Source organism: Thalassorhabdomicrobium marinisediminis (assembly GCF_003072065.1).
In the GTDB taxonomy this organism is placed as follows: domain Bacteria; phylum Pseudomonadota; class Alphaproteobacteria; order Rhodobacterales; family Rhodobacteraceae; genus Octadecabacter; species Octadecabacter marinisediminis.
Genome location: NZ_QCYG01000007.1, coordinates 1 through 14,642, shown reverse-complemented (window position 1 = coordinate 14,642; position 14,642 = coordinate 1). Strand labels below are relative to the sequence as shown.

The window sequence follows — 14,642 nt, the reverse complement described above, 5'->3', positions numbered from 1 at the left end:
CATGAAGCGGCGCGGCCTTCTTATCATCCTGTCTTCCCCCTCTGGTGCGGGAAAGTCCTTTCATTCCAAACTTTTGCGGGAGTGGGACCCGTCGATCCGCTTTTCGGTCTCGGCCACCACGCGGCCTGCGCGCGTGGGCGAGGTTGACGGCGTGGATTACCATTTCGTCACCCGTGAGGCTTTCACCGATCTGGTCGAGAACGGGGAAATGCTGGAACATGCCACGGTTTTCGACAACCTCTACGGCTCGCCCAAGGCGCCGGTGAAAGAGGCGATGGGCGCGGGGCTTGATACGCTCTTTGACATCGATTGGCAGGGCGGCCAGCAGATCCGCAACTCCTCGCTGGGCAATGACGTGGTGTCGATCTTCCTTCTGCCGCCCAGCATGGCCGTGCTCGAGCACCGCCTGCGCTCACGCGGGCAGGACAGCGATGAGGTGATCGCCAACCGGATGGCCAAATCCCTTGATGAAGTCAGCCATTGGGCGGAATATGACTATGTGCTGGTGAACGACGACGCCGACGCCTGCGCGGAAAACCTCAAGGCGATCCTGACGGCGGAACGCCTGCGCCGGGAACGCCAGCACAGCCTGAACGATTTCGTGCGCGATCTGCAAACCGAATACGAAGGAGATGCCTGATGCTCTATGAACTCGATGGCCACGCGCCGCAGGTCCATCCGGACGCCTGGATCGCGCCGGGGTGCCATATCATCGGCAAGGTGGTGATCGAGGCCGGGGCGTCGATCTGGTTCGGCACCACTATTCGGGGCGATAACGAGACGATCACCGTGGGCGCGGGCAGCAACGTGCAGGAAAACTGCGTGCTGCACACGGACATGGGCTATCGGCTGACCATCGGGAAAAATTGCACCGTGGGACACAAGGCCATGCTGCACGGCTGCACCATCGGTGACACGACGTTGATCGGGATGAACGCGACCGTGTTGAACGGCGCGCGCGTGGGCCAAAGCTGTCTGATCGGGGCAGGGGCGCTGGTGACCGAGGGCAAGGAGATCGCTGACCGCTCGCTGGTGGTGGGCATCAGCAAGGTCGTGCGCGAGCTTGACGACGCCGCCACCAAAGCCTTGGCCACCTCGGCCGAGAATTATCAGAACAACGCCGCACGGTTCCGCAAGGGCCTTGCCCCCCTTTGAAAGCCTTTGATGACCGATCACAGAACGTCCCTCACACGCCGGCCGGACTGGCCCACGTCCACCTCGCGCCCGGTAGTAACGCCGCTGCAGCCTTCGGTGGTCTATGCCTCGCCCGATCCGGACGCGCTTGATGCGCAATACGAAGGCGGCACCGGCTTCACCTATGCCCGTGAAGGCCATCCGAACGCGACCGTTCTGGCCCAGAAGATCGACGCGCTTGAGGGTGTGGACGGCGGGATCATCACCGGCTCGGGCATGTCCGCCGTCGGGGCGGTGTTTCTGGGTGTGCTGAAAGCGGGCGACCACGTGATCGGCGCGGACCAGCTTTACGGGCGCACCCTGCGACTAATGACCGAGGATTTGCCCAAGTTCGGGGTGCAAACCACGCTGGCCGATCCGACCGATGCAAGCGCGATCGAGGCCGCGATCCGGCGCGAGACGCGGATGATCGTGGTCGAGGTCGTGTCGAACCCGACGATCCGCATCGCCGATATGGAGGGGATCGCCAAGCTTTGCGCCGAGCGGGGCATTCTGTTGATGGTGGACAACACCTTCACGACGCCGCGCGGCTATCGGCGGTTCGAGCACGGCGCGGATATCGTCATCCATTCGGTGACCAAACTGCTCGCCGGCCATTCCGATGCGACGTTGGGCTATGCGGTGGCGAAGGATCCCGCATTGATGGAGCAAATCTACGTCGCCAATACCTCTTGGGGGATGACGCCGAGCCCCTTCGATTGCTGGCTGGCCGAGCGCGGCTTGCAGTCTTTCGATCTGCGCTATGACCGCGCCGAGGCGACGGCCAGCGCGTTGGCCGAGGCTTTGTCGGGGCTAGAGGGAGTGCTGCAGGTCCTGCATCCCAGCCGTCCGGACCACCCGGACCACAACCGGGTGACGTCCGTGCTGGGGGACCGGCCGGGCAATATGATGTCGTTCGAAGTGGCGGGCGGACGGGCGGCGGCCAACGCGCTCACACGGGCGGTGCCGGACCTTCCCTTCGCGCCCACACTGGGCGACGTGGGCACCACGCTCAGCCATCCGGCATCCTCTTCGCACCGGGCATTGACGCCCGAGGCGCGGGCGGCGCTTGGCATTTCCGAAGGGTTCTTCCGGGTCTCGGTGGGGCTTGAGGACCCCGATCTGTTGATCCGGGAACTCACCCACGCCATCGCGGAAAGCCAGAAACCTTAAGTCTGGTTCGCCCGCTGTTCATCCGCGCGCGCCTTGATCGTGCTCGCGCGGGACACCAGAGAGGCCGCAATCACCCCGACCGTCACGATCCCGATCATCAGCGTCGACAGGGCGTTGATCTCGGGCGTGACGCCCAGCCGCACGGCCGAGAAGATTTTGATCGGCAAGGTCGTGGACGAAGGGCCGGATGTGAAGGAAGCGATCACCAGATCGTCCAGCGACAGGGTGAAAGCCAAGAGCCAGCCGGAGATCACCGCAGGCAGAATGATCGGCAGGGTCACGCTGCGGAAGGCATCGAAGGGCGTGCAGCCCAGATCAAGGGCGGCTTCCTCGAGCGAGCGGTCGAAGCTCACCAAACGCGAGGTCACGACCACGCTGACGTAGCACATGGCAAAGGTCGTGTGCGCCAGCACGATTGTCAGCACGCCGCGGTCCAGCCCGATGGCGATGAAGAACAGCAGAAGCGACAGGCCGGTGATGACTTCGGGCATCACCAGCGGCGCATAGATCATCCCCGAAAACAGGCCGCGCCCGCGGAAACGCCCCGCGCGCACCATGATATAGGCCGCCATCGTGCCCAGCACCGTGGCCAGCGTCGAGGACCAGAACGCCACCTTGAGCGTCACCCAGGCCGCTTTCAGGAACTGTTCGTTCTGCAACAGCTCGCCATACCATTTGGTCGAAAAGCCCGCCCAGACCGTCACCAGCCGCGATTCGTTGAAGCTGTAGGAGATCAGGATCAACATCGGCAGATACAGGAAGGCGAAACCGAAGGTCAGCGCCGTGGCATTGAACCAAGTGAAACGTCTCATCCGTCAACCTCCCGCTGGGCCTGCTGGTTGCGCTGGAACAGCACGATGGGCACGATCAGGATCAACAGCAGGATCACCGCCACGGCCGAGGCCACGGGCCAATCGCGGTTGTTGAAGAACTCTTCCCAGAGCACCTTGCCGATCATCACCGTGTTGGAGCCGCCGAGCAGCGACGGGATCACGAATTCGCCCAGCGTCGGGATGAAGACCAGAAAACAGCCCGCGATGACGCCGGGTTTCGACAGCGGCGCGGTGACCAGCCAGAAGGCGGAGAGGGCGGTGCAGCCTAGGTCTTCTGCGGCTTCCACAAGGCTGTCGTCCATCTTCTCGAGCGAGGCATAGATCGGCAGCACCATGAACGGCAGATAGGTGTAAACGATGCCGATATAGACCGCGATGTTGGTGTTCAGGATCGTCAGCGGCTCGGAAATCACGCCGATCTGCAACAGCAGTTGGTTCAGGTAGCCTTCGGTGCTCAGAATGCCCATCCACGCATAGACGCGGATCAGGAACGAGGTCCAGAACGGCAGGATCACCAGCATCAACAGGGTCGGGCGCCAATGGGCCGCCGCGCGCGCCATGCCATAGGCGATGGGATAGCCGATCAGCAGCGTCAGAAAGGTTGAGATCACCGCGATCTTGAGCGAGGAGAGATAGGCCGCGAAGTACAGGAAATCGGGAATGTCGATGAAGCCCGACAGCGCCGGAAAGAGCACGCTAAGCACCGCCGCCACCAGCGCCACGTTGACCAGCGCCACGGCCAGCGCGATGAGGGCGGCGGCCACGCTGTCGAACAACCCGTGCCGGGCGTCAAACGACATGGCCCGCCGCACGCGCGGAAACACCACGCGGAACAGCAGCGCCAGCGCGGCGACCCCCAGAAAGGCCGCGAAAACCGCGCCCGCGCCGATGAAGGCGTAGTTCTCAAGGTCCAGCCCGGACAACATTGTCCAAAGCCCGTCCTTCATCGTCGGCGTGTAGGGCGGAATCGCCAGCGCGATGTCCGACAACGAGATTTTCAGGACGATGCCGAAGGGCACCAGAAAGAACAGCAGCAGCCACGTATAGGGCAGCAGGATCAGAAGGCGACCGCGCCAGTTCATTCGGTCAACACGACACCGGCGGTGTCGGTCCAGCTCAGGTAGACGTGATCCTCCCACGTCAGGTTGCGCCGCGAAATCCGGCGGTTGTTCGTGGCCTGCGCCTTGATCACCATGCCGGGGGCCACCTCAACGTGATAGGTCGAGATGTTGCCGAGATAGGCGATGTCGAGGATCTTGCCCTCAACAACATTGGCCGCCTCGGGCGCCTCGGAGGAGATCGCAACCTTCTCGGGCCGGATGGCGAAATGCACCGAGCTGGCGGCGGGCAAATGGCGGTCGGAATAGGCGTTGATCGGAGCCTTGTGGTTGGCCCAGCGGATCGTCACGGCCGTGTCGGCCGCGCCCTTTTCAGGGACTTCTACGGTGCCTTCGATGATGTTCACATCGCCAATGAAATCCGCCACATAGGTCGAATTGGGCGCTTCGTAGATCTGGTCTGGCGTGGCCACCTGTGCCAACTTGCCTTCGGTCATCACCGCGACGCGGCTGGCGACGGTCATCGCCTCTTCTTGATCGTGGGTGACGATCACGAAAGTGGTGCCTGTGGTTTCCTGAATGTCCATCAGCTCGAACTGGGTTTCGTGGCGCAGCTTCTTGTCGAGCGCACCCAAAGGTTCGTCAAGCAACAGCAGTTTCGGCGCCTTGGCCAGCGCCCGCGCCAAGGCCACGCGCTGACGCTGCCCGCCGGAAATCTGGTGCGGCTTGCGTTTGGCGAACTTGCCCAGCTGCGTCAGCTTGAGCATCTTTTCCACCCGATCACCAATCTGGTCTTTCGGCATGGCGGAGCGTTTCAGCCCGAAGGCGATGTTGTCCCAGACGCTCAGGTGCGGGAACAGCGCATAGGACTGGAACATCATGTTCACCGGCCGCTCGTTCGGCGGCACCGGTCCGATATCGACGCCATCAAGCAGGATCGTCCCCTCGCTTGGGGTCTCGAACCCGCCCAACATGCGCATCAGGGTCGTCTTGCCGCAGCCGGACGGGCCGAGCAGAGCGAAGAATTCCTTGGCATAAATGTCGAGTGTCAGGTCTTCGATGGCCGTGAAGTCACCGAAACGTTTGGTGACATTCTTGAATTGGATCAGCGGCTTGGCCTCGGGATCGTCCCAGGGGGCGAACGCGACCTCGGGTCTTGGATGCGCCATCATTGGTCCTGTATTGGTAAAGCCCCGCGCCGGGATGGCACGGGGCAGGGCCGGCTTACTGGCCGGATTTCACGGTCGTCCACAGACGGGTCACCACCCGCTGGGTGCGCGCATCGAAGGGCCGCGTGGTATAGAGGTTCTCGAGCGTCGCCTCATCTGGGTAGATCGCCGTGTCACCGATCACATCCTCAACCAGAAACTCCTGCGAGGCTTCGTTGCCATTGGCGTAATAGACATAGTTCGAAGCTGTGGCCATGTTCTCGGCGTCCAGCAGGAAGTTGATGAACTTGTGCGCGCCGTCCGGGTTGGGCGCATCCGCGGGGATGGCCAGCTGGTCGAACCACATCAGCGCCCCTTCGGTCGGCGCGTTATAGACGATCTCGACGTCGTTGCCGGCCTCATCGGCGCGGTCGCGGGCCTGCAGAATATCGCCGGACCAGCCGAAGGCCACGCAGATATCGCCGTTGGCAAGCGCGTTGATGTATTCGGACGAATGGAACTTCTGCACGTAGGGGCGGATCCCCTCGAACACGGCTTCGGTCTTGGCGATCACGTCCGGGTCGTGGCTGTCGGGATCTTCACCCAGATAGGCCAGCGCGGCGGGGATCATCTCGGCGGGTGCGTCCAGCAGATGCACGCCACATTCAGCGAGCTTTTCCATGTTCGCGGGGTCGAAGATCAGTGCCAGACTGTCGATCGGCGCATCCTCGCCCAAAGCCTCTTCCACCTTGTTGACGTTCACACCCAGCCCCGTGGTGCCCCACATGTAGTTGATCGAATAGGTGTTGTCGGGATCGTATTGCGCGGTCCGCTCAGAGATCACATCCCACAGGTTGTCGATGTTGCTCAGCTTGGATTTGTCGAGCGGCTGGAACGCGCCTGCGGTGATCTGGCGCTGCAGGAACGAGGCCGTGGGCACCACCACGTCATAGCCCGAACCGCCGGACAGAAGCTTGGTTTCCAGCACTTCGTTGCTGTCGAAAACGTCGTAAATCAGGTCTATGCCGGTCTCTTCCTCGAACTTGGCCAGAAGCTCTTCGTCGATGTAATCGGACCAGTTGTAGACCCGCACCTCTTCGGCAGATGCAGCACCGGCCAGAAGGGCAACCGTGGCAATGCCGGCAAACAGTTTTGTTGTCGTCATGATAATCCCCGTTGTTGGTATGTCGGGTTGGCCCCGATCCACATGTTACTATGAAACCATGTTTCTCAACATGCAATATCGGTTCTCAAAAAATGTGACACCCTTATTTGAAACGTGATAGACTTGTGAAAAGCCCGCGCAGGATTCGATCTAGTCGGACCGCTTTGCCTGTCAAATGCGAGCCGCAGGACTGCGCGGGGCGCCCCGAAGAAACAGGATAAAACACCATGAACGTCATCACCAACCACATGCCGACCGACGAATTGCAGCGGCTTGACGCGGCCCACCATATGCACCCGTTCACCGACGGGGCGGACCTTGCGAAAACCGGCGCACGGGTGATCACCGGCGCCGACGGGGTCACGCTGACCGACAGCAACGGGCACAAGATCCTTGATGCGATGTCAGGCCTGTGGTGCGTGAACATCGGCTACGGCCGCCGCGAACTGGCCGAGGCGGCGTCGCGCCAGATGATGGAGCTGCCCTACTACAACACCTTCTTCCAGACGACCCATGTGCCGGCGATTGCCCTTGCGTCGAAACTGGCCGAGCTTGCGCCGCGGGACCTCAACCACGTGTTCTACGCGGGCGGCGGGTCCGAGGCGAACGACACCAACATCCGCCTTGTGCGGCACTACTGGATGCAAAAGGGCCAGCCCGAGCGCAATATCATCATCAGCCGCAAGAACGCCTATCACGGCTCGACGCTGGGCGGCGGCTCTCTGGGCGGCATGTCCGGCATGCAGACTCAGGGTGTGCCGGTGATCCCCGGCATCCACCACATCGACCAGCCCGACTGGTGGTCCGAGGGCGGCGACATGAGCCCCCATGACTTCGGTCTGGAACGCGCCCGCCAGCTTGAGAAAGCCATCGAGGAGCTGGGCGCCCACCGCGTCGCCGCCTTCATCGCCGAGCCGGTTCAGGGCGCGGGCGGCGTGATCGTCCCGCCGGACAGCTATTGGCCCGAGATCCAGCGCATCTGCGACGAACACGGCATCCTGTTGATCGCCGATGAGGTGATCTGCGGCTTCGGGCGCACGGGCCATTGGTTCGGATCGCAGCACTACGACATCCGCCCGCATATCATGACCATCGCCAAGGGTCTGTCCTCGGGCTATGCGCCCATCGGTGGCTCGCTGGTCTGTGACGAGGTGGCCGAGGTCGTCAACGGCGCGGGTGATTTCAACCACGGCTACACCTATTCCGGCCACCCCGTGGCCTGTGCCGTGGCGCTGGAAAACCTGCGCATTCTGGAAGAGGAAAAGATCATCGACCGTGTCGCCGCCGAGACCGCGCCCTATCTGGCCGAGAAATGGCAGGGACTGACCGACCATCCGCTGGTGGGTGAGGCGAAGATCGTCGGCATGATGGGCTCCATCGCGCTGACCCCGCACAAGGACAGCCGCGCCGCCTTTGCCGCCGAGGCCGGCACCGTTGGGCTGCACTGCCGCACGCGCTGTTTCGCCAACGGGCTGGTGATGCGCCATGTGGGCGACCGCATGATCATCGCGCCGCCGCTGGTGATCACGAAGGACGAGATCGACACCCTGATCGAGCGCGCCGTCACATCGCTGGACGAGACCTATGATTTGATCCGCGCCGAAGGGCTTTATAAGGTCGGCTGATGGATCTTCTGACCCCGAACGACGCACCGGGCACCTATCCGCCCAGCTACTACGCCGCCACCGCCACACCGCTGGAGCCGTTCCCCCAGGCCAAGGGAGCCCTGTCTTGCGACGTCTGCGTCGTGGGGGGCGGCTATTCGGGCCTCTCGGCGGCACTGCATGCGCGGCAAGCGGGCTTCGATGTGGTGCTGCTGGACGCGCAGCGGGTGGGGTTCGGCGCCTCGGGGCGCAACGGCGGGCAGGTGAGCGTTGGCCAGCGCGTGGGGCAGGACACGCTTGAGGGCATGGTCCCCCGCGACCAGGCCCGCGCGCTCTGGGATTTGTCGCTGGAGTCTGTCGACCTCGTGCGCAGCCTGATCGCGGATCACGGGATCGACTGCGGCTGGGCCGATGGCATCATCGAGGCCGACCACAAGGCCCGGTTCGTGCCTCACAGCCATGCCTACGCCGAGACACTGCAAAGCGACTACGGCTATGACAAGATCCGCGCGGTGGGCAAGGACGAGATGCGCTCGCTCGTGGGGTCGCGCGCCTACTACGGTGGTACGCTCGACATGGGGGGCGGGCATCTGCACCCCTTGCGCTATGCGCTGGGGCTGGCGCGGGCGGCGCAGGACGGGGGCGTGCGAATTCATGAGCGCAGCACCGTCACCGGCGTGAGCGACGACGCGAAAGTCACCACGCGAGAGGCTGAAATCAAGGCCAAATATGTGATCCTTGGCTGCAATGGCTATCTTGGTGCGCTCAATGACGATGTGGCCCGCCGGGTCATGCCGATCAACAATTTCATCGCCGCCACGCAACCGCTGCCCGACCGGCTGGCGCGGGAGCTGATCCGCGACAATCACGCGGTTGCCGACAGCAAGTTCGTCATCAACTATTTCCGCCTGTCGGACGACAACCGCATGCTCTTCGGCGGTGGAGAGAGCTACGGCTACCGCTTCCCGCGCGACATCGCCGCCACGGTGCGCAAACCGATGCTTGAGATCTTTCCCCAGCTCAAGGACACGCCGATCGACTACGCCTGGGGTGGCACCTTGGGGATCACCATGAACCGGATGCCGCATTTCGCGCGGGTGAGCGACCGGGTGCTGAGCGTGTCGGGTTATTCCGGCCACGGGGTCGCGATGGCGACGCTGGGGGGCAAGCTTGCGGCCGAAACGGTCGCCGGACAGGCGGACAAGTTCGACATCTTCGCAAACGTGCCCAGTCCCCGGTTCCCCGGAGGCCGCGCCCTGCGCAGCCCGCTTCTGGCGTTGGCGATGGCGTGGTATGCCCTGCGGGACAAGCTGTGACACCGAGTGCTGCGCACCGCGAACGGGCGGCCGGAACCTGCGCTAAACCGATGCGTGTATTCGCGGCGGATGATCGGGCGCGAAAGACGTCATTTGCATGATAACCCTACGAAACGCAGGCCAAATCACCGCAATTGACCGTGGACAAGGGAAGACCGCTCGGGTAGCAAAACCGAAACGCTTTGGGGGGACAGGGCAGGGGTGAGAGAGCACCCGCGCCGATTTTCAAAAGCCAACACGCCACTTTGGGGAGAGGGTGCGCATGTCATCTAGGGAAGTTGTGCTCAGCGTGTCTGGGCTGGCCAAGCATTTCGGCGGCCTGCACGCGGTGCGCGGCGTCGATTTCGAGGTCGAGGCCGGCGCGATTGTCGGGCTGATCGGCCCCAACGGCGCAGGCAAGACCACCACATTCAATATGATCGCAGGTGAGCTGCCGCCGTCGAGCGGGACGATCACGCTGCTGGGTGAGGATATCACCGGCCAGCGCACGGATGTGCTGTATCACAAGGGGCTGATGCGCACGTTCCAGCTGAGCCACGAATACGCCCGCATGACCGCGCTCGAGAACCTGATGGTGGCGGCGCCGGACCAGACCGGAGAGAGCATCTGGGCCACGTGGTTCGCACCCGCCCGCGTGCGCCAGCGCGACGCCGAGGTGATTGAGTTGGCCCGCGACACGTTGGAGTTTCTGGGCCTGACCCATGTGGGCGAGGTCTTGGCCGGGAACCTCTCTGGCGGGCAGAAGAAACTGCTCGAAATCGGGCGCACCATGATGAACGACAGCAAGGTCGTTCTGCTGGACGAACCGGGGGCAGGGGTCAACCCCACTTTGATGCGCAAAGTCGCTGAAATGATTGAACAATTGAACGAAGAACGCGGCTATACCTTCTGCATCATCGAACACGATATGGACATGATCGCACGGCTGTGCGGCAAGGTCGTGGTGCTTGCTGAAGGGCGCGTATTGATGGAAGGCACCATGAACGAAGTGCAAAACGACGAGCGCGTGATCGACGCCTATTTCGGCGGAGAGGTCGCATGACCGACGCACAGACCGGCGCGGTCCTGTCGCTGAACAACCTCAAGGCGGGCTACGGCCAGACCGAGATCCTGCATGATTTGTCGCTGCACGTGAACCCCAACGAGATTGTCGCCGTGATCGGTCCCAACGGCGCGGGCAAATCCACGGCGATGAAATCGGTGCTGGGGCTGCTCAACATCCGCGAAGGCTCGGTCGTGCTGAACGGTGAGGAGATCACCGACACGCCAGCGCAGAAGGTCATCGAGAAGGGCATTTCATACGTGCCGCAGACCAACAACGTTTTCGTGAACCTCAGCGTGCAGGAAAACCTCGAGATGGGGGCATGGACCCGGCCCCGCGGCGTCGAGGCGCGCATCGCCGAGATGTATGACCTGTTTCCCGATCTGGCCGAGAAGCGGCATCAGGCGGCGGGCTCGCTTTCGGGCGGGCAGCGGCAGATGGTGGCGATGGCCAAGGCGCTGATGGTGGATGCGAAAATTCTGTTGCTGGACGAACCCACGGCGGGCCTGTCGCCGAAGTATCGTGGCGAGATTTTCAGCACCATCCAGAAGATCAAGCACACCGGCGTTCCCATTCTGATCGTTGAACAAAACGCCAAACAGGCGCTTGGCGTCTCGGATCGCGGCTACGTCCTTGTCGACGGCGCGAACCGTCATACCGGCACCGGAGAGGGGCTTGCGAACGACCCTGAAATCGCGCGCATGTTCTTGGGCGGGGGGCACTGACATGTGGGACGCTTATCTGTTTGAATTCGTCAACTTCTACCTGATCCCGGGCCTTGTGCTGGGCTGCATCTATGCGCTGGGGGCCATCGGCATCACGCTGACCTTCGGCATCCTGCGGTTCGCCAATTTCGCCCATGGCGAGATCATGATGTCGGGTGCCTATATCACCTGGACGATCATGACGCTGCTGGGGGCGGCGGGTATCGTGTTGCATCCGCTGGTGGCGCTGCCCTTTGCCTGTATCTTCGTGGTCGGGTTGTTCCTGCTCTGCGACCGCTGGTTCTATAAACCGTTCCGCAAGGCCGAGACGATCAAGATCGTCATTGCGTCCTTCGGGGTGATGCTCATCATCCGGTCCGCGGTGCAGGTCATCTGGGGGCCGAACCAGATTGCTTTCGTGCGCGGTATCTCGCAGCCCAACGCATGGTTGCGGGATGTCACGGGCGATATGGGCGCAATGATCATCATGCCCAACAAGCACCTGTGGATTTTTGCGGGCACCATCGTGATCGTCATCGCGCTGAGCTATCTGCTCAACAAGACGCGCACCGGCAAGGCCATGCGCGCGGTCTCGGACAGCCCCGACCTTGCTCATGTGACCGGCATCAACGTGGAAACCGTCATCAAGGCCACATGGATCGTCGGCGGCATCTGCGCCACCGCCGCCGGGGTGTTTCTGGTGATGGACACGCAAACGCTCGAGACGACGATGGGCTTCCGGATGCTGCTGCCCATGTTCGCCGCCGCCATCCTTGGCGGGATCGGCAAGCCCTATGGGGCGGTCTTCGGCGGGTTGGTGATCGGATTGGCCGAAGAGCTGAGCGCCTATCCGTGGATCGGCACCGCGCCGCTGTTGTCACCGGGCTACAAGACGGGCGTCGCCTTTGCGATCATGGTGGTGATGCTGATCGTGCGCCCGCAGGGTCTGTTCAAAGGGAGGGCCTTCTGAGATGGGCGAATATATCGGCTTTCTGCTTTATTTCCTGTCGCTGCTCACCGTGGGGGGCATCTATGCGATCTTCGCGCTTGGGCTGAACGTGCAATGGGGCTTCGCCGGCCTGTTCAACGCGGGCATCGTCGGCTTCGTCGCGGTGGGGGCCTATACCTACGCGCTGCTGACCACGGCGGAATCGACCTTCCATTATGGCGGGCTGGGTCTGCCGCTGCCGGTGGGGATGTTCGCGGCCATGGTGGCTTCGGCCGTGATCGCCGGTCTGATCGGCGCGATCTGTATCCGGCTGCGCTCGGACTATCTGGCCATTGCGACCATTGGCATCGCCGAGATCATCAAGCTGATCCTGAAGAACGAGACCGAGGTCACCAACGGGCCGCGCGGCATCAACAAGATTCCCCGCGCCTGGGAGCATTTCAGCGAGGAACGCTTCTACACCTCATGGCCCATGTCATGGTTCAACACCCCCGAAGGGTGGGAGGCGTTCTTTGACAGCCTGCCGAACTGGTATTGGCAGCCGCTCTTCGCGGGCACGGTTCTGCTGGTGATGTATGTGATCTACCGAATGCTCGAGCGCGCACGCCTGTCGCCCTGGGGCCGTATGATGACCGCCATCCGCGAGAATGAGCCCGCATCGCGTGCCGCCGGCAAGGACGTGACCCGCCGCCGGATCGAGGCCTTCATCATCGGGGCCGCGATCATGGGGTTGGGGGGCGCGCTGTTCGCCCAGCACCTGCGGCTGATCGAGCCCACGAACACCTTCGATCCGTCGAAAGTGACCTTCCTTGTCTGGGTCATGCTGATCGCCGGCGGCTCGGGCAACAACCGTGGCGCGATTGTCGGTGCATTCCTAATCTGGACAATCTGGTCGGCTTCTGAACTTCTGATTGCGGGGGCGATCGATCTTGTCGATGCGGTGTTCACAACGCTGGATCCGGCAATCCTCGCCACCCGGGCCGGGTTCTTACGGATGATGCTGATCGGCATCCTGATGCAAGTGATCCTGCAACGCTATCCGGGAGGAATCCTTCCTGAGGTGAGACCCGCTTCACCGAAGGCTGTAAAACAAGACGCGGGCATAACGGGAGAGACGAAATGAAAACAACAGTATTGGCAACCACCGCGGCGCTGCTGGCGACCACGGCGCTGGCCGACGTGAACATCGGCAACCCGATGGCGATGACCGGACCGATTCCGGACCTCAACGCGCCCATCGCCGAGGCCGTTGACCTTGCCGCCAAGCACATCAACGAACAAGGCGGCATGTTCGCCGACGGTCAGACGTTCAACGTGATCCGCGCAGACTCCGCCTGTGATCCGACCGCTGCGGTCGATGCTGTGACCAAGCTGATCAACGTCAACAACGTCACCGCCATCGTCGGGCCGGTCTGTTCGGGTTCGGCCATCGCGCAGGCGGAATCGGTGTCGATCCCCGCGGGCGTTGTCACTCTGGCGGTCTCGGCCTCGTCACCGGCGCTGACCAACATGGAAGACGGCACCGATCTGGTGTTCCGCACCACCGCGTCCGATGCCTATCAGGGGGTTGCGCTGGCCGAGCTTGCCATGGCCAACGGGTACGACAACATCGCCGTGTCCTATGCCAACGACGACTACAACGCAGCCATCGCTGAAGTCTTCGTGGAAGCTTACGAAGGCATGGGCGGCACCGTGACCGCCAATGAGGCCCATGAGCCCAACAAGGCGTCTTACCGGTCGGAAGTGGCCACCATCGGCGCCACCTCCGACAACCTGGCGCTGTTCAGCTACTACGGCTCGGGTGGTGTCACGCTGATGCGCAACGCGCTGGAAACCGGTGCCTTCAGCAACTTCATCGGCGCGGACGGGATGCTCTCGGAAGAGCTGATCGACCAGCTTGGGGCCGAGAACCTTGCCAACGCGATGTTCACGACCGCAGCGTCGGACGACAGCACCGATGCCTTCGCCACCTGGAAGGCGCTAGCCGATGAGGCGGGCATTCCCGCCGGCGATCCTTTCGTGCCGAACGCCTATGACGCGACTTTCCTGATGGCGCTGGCGATTGAGGCTGCGGGCTCAGACGAGCGTGAAGGTCTGGCGGAACATCTGCGGGCCGTGGCCTCGGCACCGGGTGAGGTGATCCTGCCGGGCGAATGGGAGAAAGCGAAAGCGATCCTCGCCGAGGGCGGTGAGGTGAACTACGAAGGCGGCGCTGGCACGCAGGACTTTGACGAGAACGGCGACGTGGCCGGCAACTTCTCGAAGTCCGTCGTCGTGGACGGCGCATGGCAGGCCGAGCTGATCAAGTAATCGGCGGCGATACCAAGTGGGAGACGTCGGACGCGAAAGGGTCCGGCGTTTTTCGTGACCCGGGGGAGTGTGAGATGAGCAGGCCCCATCTGTGAACTCACGCTGAAGTGCAGTTCCTGATATGTCGCTTTACTCCAACCGGTTCTGTATTTCCATCAGGTTGCTTT

The 14,642-nt window shown here is 62.7% G+C and carries 14 protein-coding genes; 10 read left to right on the top strand and 4 right to left on the bottom strand.

From position 1 onward, the window contains the following. The first annotated feature begins 1 nt into the window (after nt 1). The 3 genes from gmk to DC363_RS11395 are packed head-to-tail and all read left to right on the top strand — an operon-like array spanning nt 2 to nt 2,346. Nucleotides 2-640 (top strand): guanylate kinase, encoded by a 639-nt coding sequence (gene gmk, locus DC363_RS11405; RefSeq protein WP_108641294.1) that lies wholly within the window; start codon nt 2-4, stop codon nt 638-640. Beyond that, nucleotides 640-1,155: a gamma carbonic anhydrase family protein gene (locus tag DC363_RS11400; RefSeq protein WP_108641293.1), complete on the top strand. Its 516-nt coding sequence runs from the start codon at nt 640-642 to the stop codon at nt 1,153-1,155. Before gmk ends, DC363_RS11400 begins: the two co-directional genes overlap by 1 nt. 9 nt (nt 1,156-1,164) lie before the next feature. Next, nucleotides 1,165-2,346: a trans-sulfuration enzyme family protein gene (locus tag DC363_RS11395; RefSeq protein ID WP_108641292.1), complete on the top strand. Its 1,182-nt coding sequence runs from the start codon at nt 1,165-1,167 to the stop codon at nt 2,344-2,346. Here DC363_RS11395 and DC363_RS11390 read toward each other — a convergent pair. From DC363_RS11390 to DC363_RS11370, 4 genes are read right to left on the bottom strand one after another with little or no spacing between them, the layout of a single operon-like run. Next, nucleotides 2,343-3,158, bottom strand: coding sequence for an ABC transporter permease (locus DC363_RS11390; RefSeq protein ID WP_108641291.1), 816 nt, complete (start codon nt 3,156-3,158; stop codon nt 2,343-2,345). The two genes, DC363_RS11395 and DC363_RS11390, sit on opposite strands and share 4 nt — an antisense overlap. Further along, nucleotides 3,155-4,261 carry an ABC transporter permease subunit gene (locus DC363_RS17165; protein WP_241962982.1) on the bottom strand — a complete coding sequence of 369 codons (1,107 nt, stop codon included), beginning with the start codon at nt 4,259-4,261 and terminating at the stop codon, nt 3,155-3,157. Before DC363_RS17165 ends, DC363_RS11390 begins: the two co-directional genes overlap by 4 nt. Then, complete coding sequence (locus DC363_RS11375; RefSeq protein ID WP_422396409.1) at nt 4,258-5,409, bottom strand: ABC transporter ATP-binding protein; 1,152 nt, start codon at nt 5,407-5,409, stop codon at nt 4,258-4,260. Before DC363_RS11375 ends, DC363_RS17165 begins: the two co-directional genes overlap by 4 nt. A 52-nt stretch (nt 5,410-5,461) precedes the next feature. Continuing rightward, nucleotides 5,462-6,550, bottom strand: a complete 1,089-nt coding sequence (locus DC363_RS11370; protein WP_108641289.1) for a polyamine ABC transporter substrate-binding protein — start codon at nt 6,548-6,550, stop codon at nt 5,462-5,464. A gap of 227 nt (nt 6,551-6,777) precedes the next feature. Between DC363_RS11370 and DC363_RS11365 the strand changes: the two genes are divergently transcribed. The 7 genes from DC363_RS11365 to DC363_RS11335 all read left to right on the top strand — a co-directional run bounded on the left by DC363_RS11365 (nt 6,778) and on the right by DC363_RS11335 (nt 14,475). Beyond that, nucleotides 6,778-8,175, top strand: a complete 1,398-nt coding sequence (locus DC363_RS11365; RefSeq protein WP_108641288.1) for an aspartate aminotransferase family protein — start codon at nt 6,778-6,780, stop codon at nt 8,173-8,175. Beyond that, nucleotides 8,175-9,470, top strand: coding sequence for an NAD(P)/FAD-dependent oxidoreductase (locus tag DC363_RS11360; protein ID WP_108641287.1), 1,296 nt, complete (start codon nt 8,175-8,177; stop codon nt 9,468-9,470). The genes DC363_RS11365 and DC363_RS11360 overlap by 1 nt, the downstream gene beginning before the upstream one ends. Before the next feature lie 262 nt (nt 9,471-9,732). Beyond that, nucleotides 9,733-10,512, top strand: a complete 780-nt coding sequence (locus tag DC363_RS11355; RefSeq protein WP_108641286.1) for an ABC transporter ATP-binding protein — start codon at nt 9,733-9,735, stop codon at nt 10,510-10,512. Continuing rightward, nucleotides 10,509-11,237: an ABC transporter ATP-binding protein gene (locus tag DC363_RS11350; protein ID WP_108641285.1), complete on the top strand. Its 729-nt coding sequence runs from the start codon at nt 10,509-10,511 to the stop codon at nt 11,235-11,237. The genes DC363_RS11355 and DC363_RS11350 overlap by 4 nt, the downstream gene beginning before the upstream one ends. A 1-nt stretch (nt 11,238) precedes the next feature. After that, complete coding sequence (locus DC363_RS11345; RefSeq protein WP_108641284.1) at nt 11,239-12,186, top strand: branched-chain amino acid ABC transporter permease; 948 nt, start codon at nt 11,239-11,241, stop codon at nt 12,184-12,186. 1 nt (nt 12,187) lies between these two features. After that, nucleotides 12,188-13,288: a branched-chain amino acid ABC transporter permease gene (locus DC363_RS11340; RefSeq protein WP_108641283.1), complete on the top strand. Its 1,101-nt coding sequence runs from the start codon at nt 12,188-12,190 to the stop codon at nt 13,286-13,288. Beyond that, nucleotides 13,285-14,475: an ABC transporter substrate-binding protein gene (locus DC363_RS11335; RefSeq protein WP_108641282.1), complete on the top strand. Its 1,191-nt coding sequence runs from the start codon at nt 13,285-13,287 to the stop codon at nt 14,473-14,475. Before DC363_RS11340 ends, DC363_RS11335 begins: the two co-directional genes overlap by 4 nt. The last annotated feature ends 167 nt before the right edge of the window (nt 14,476-14,642 follow it).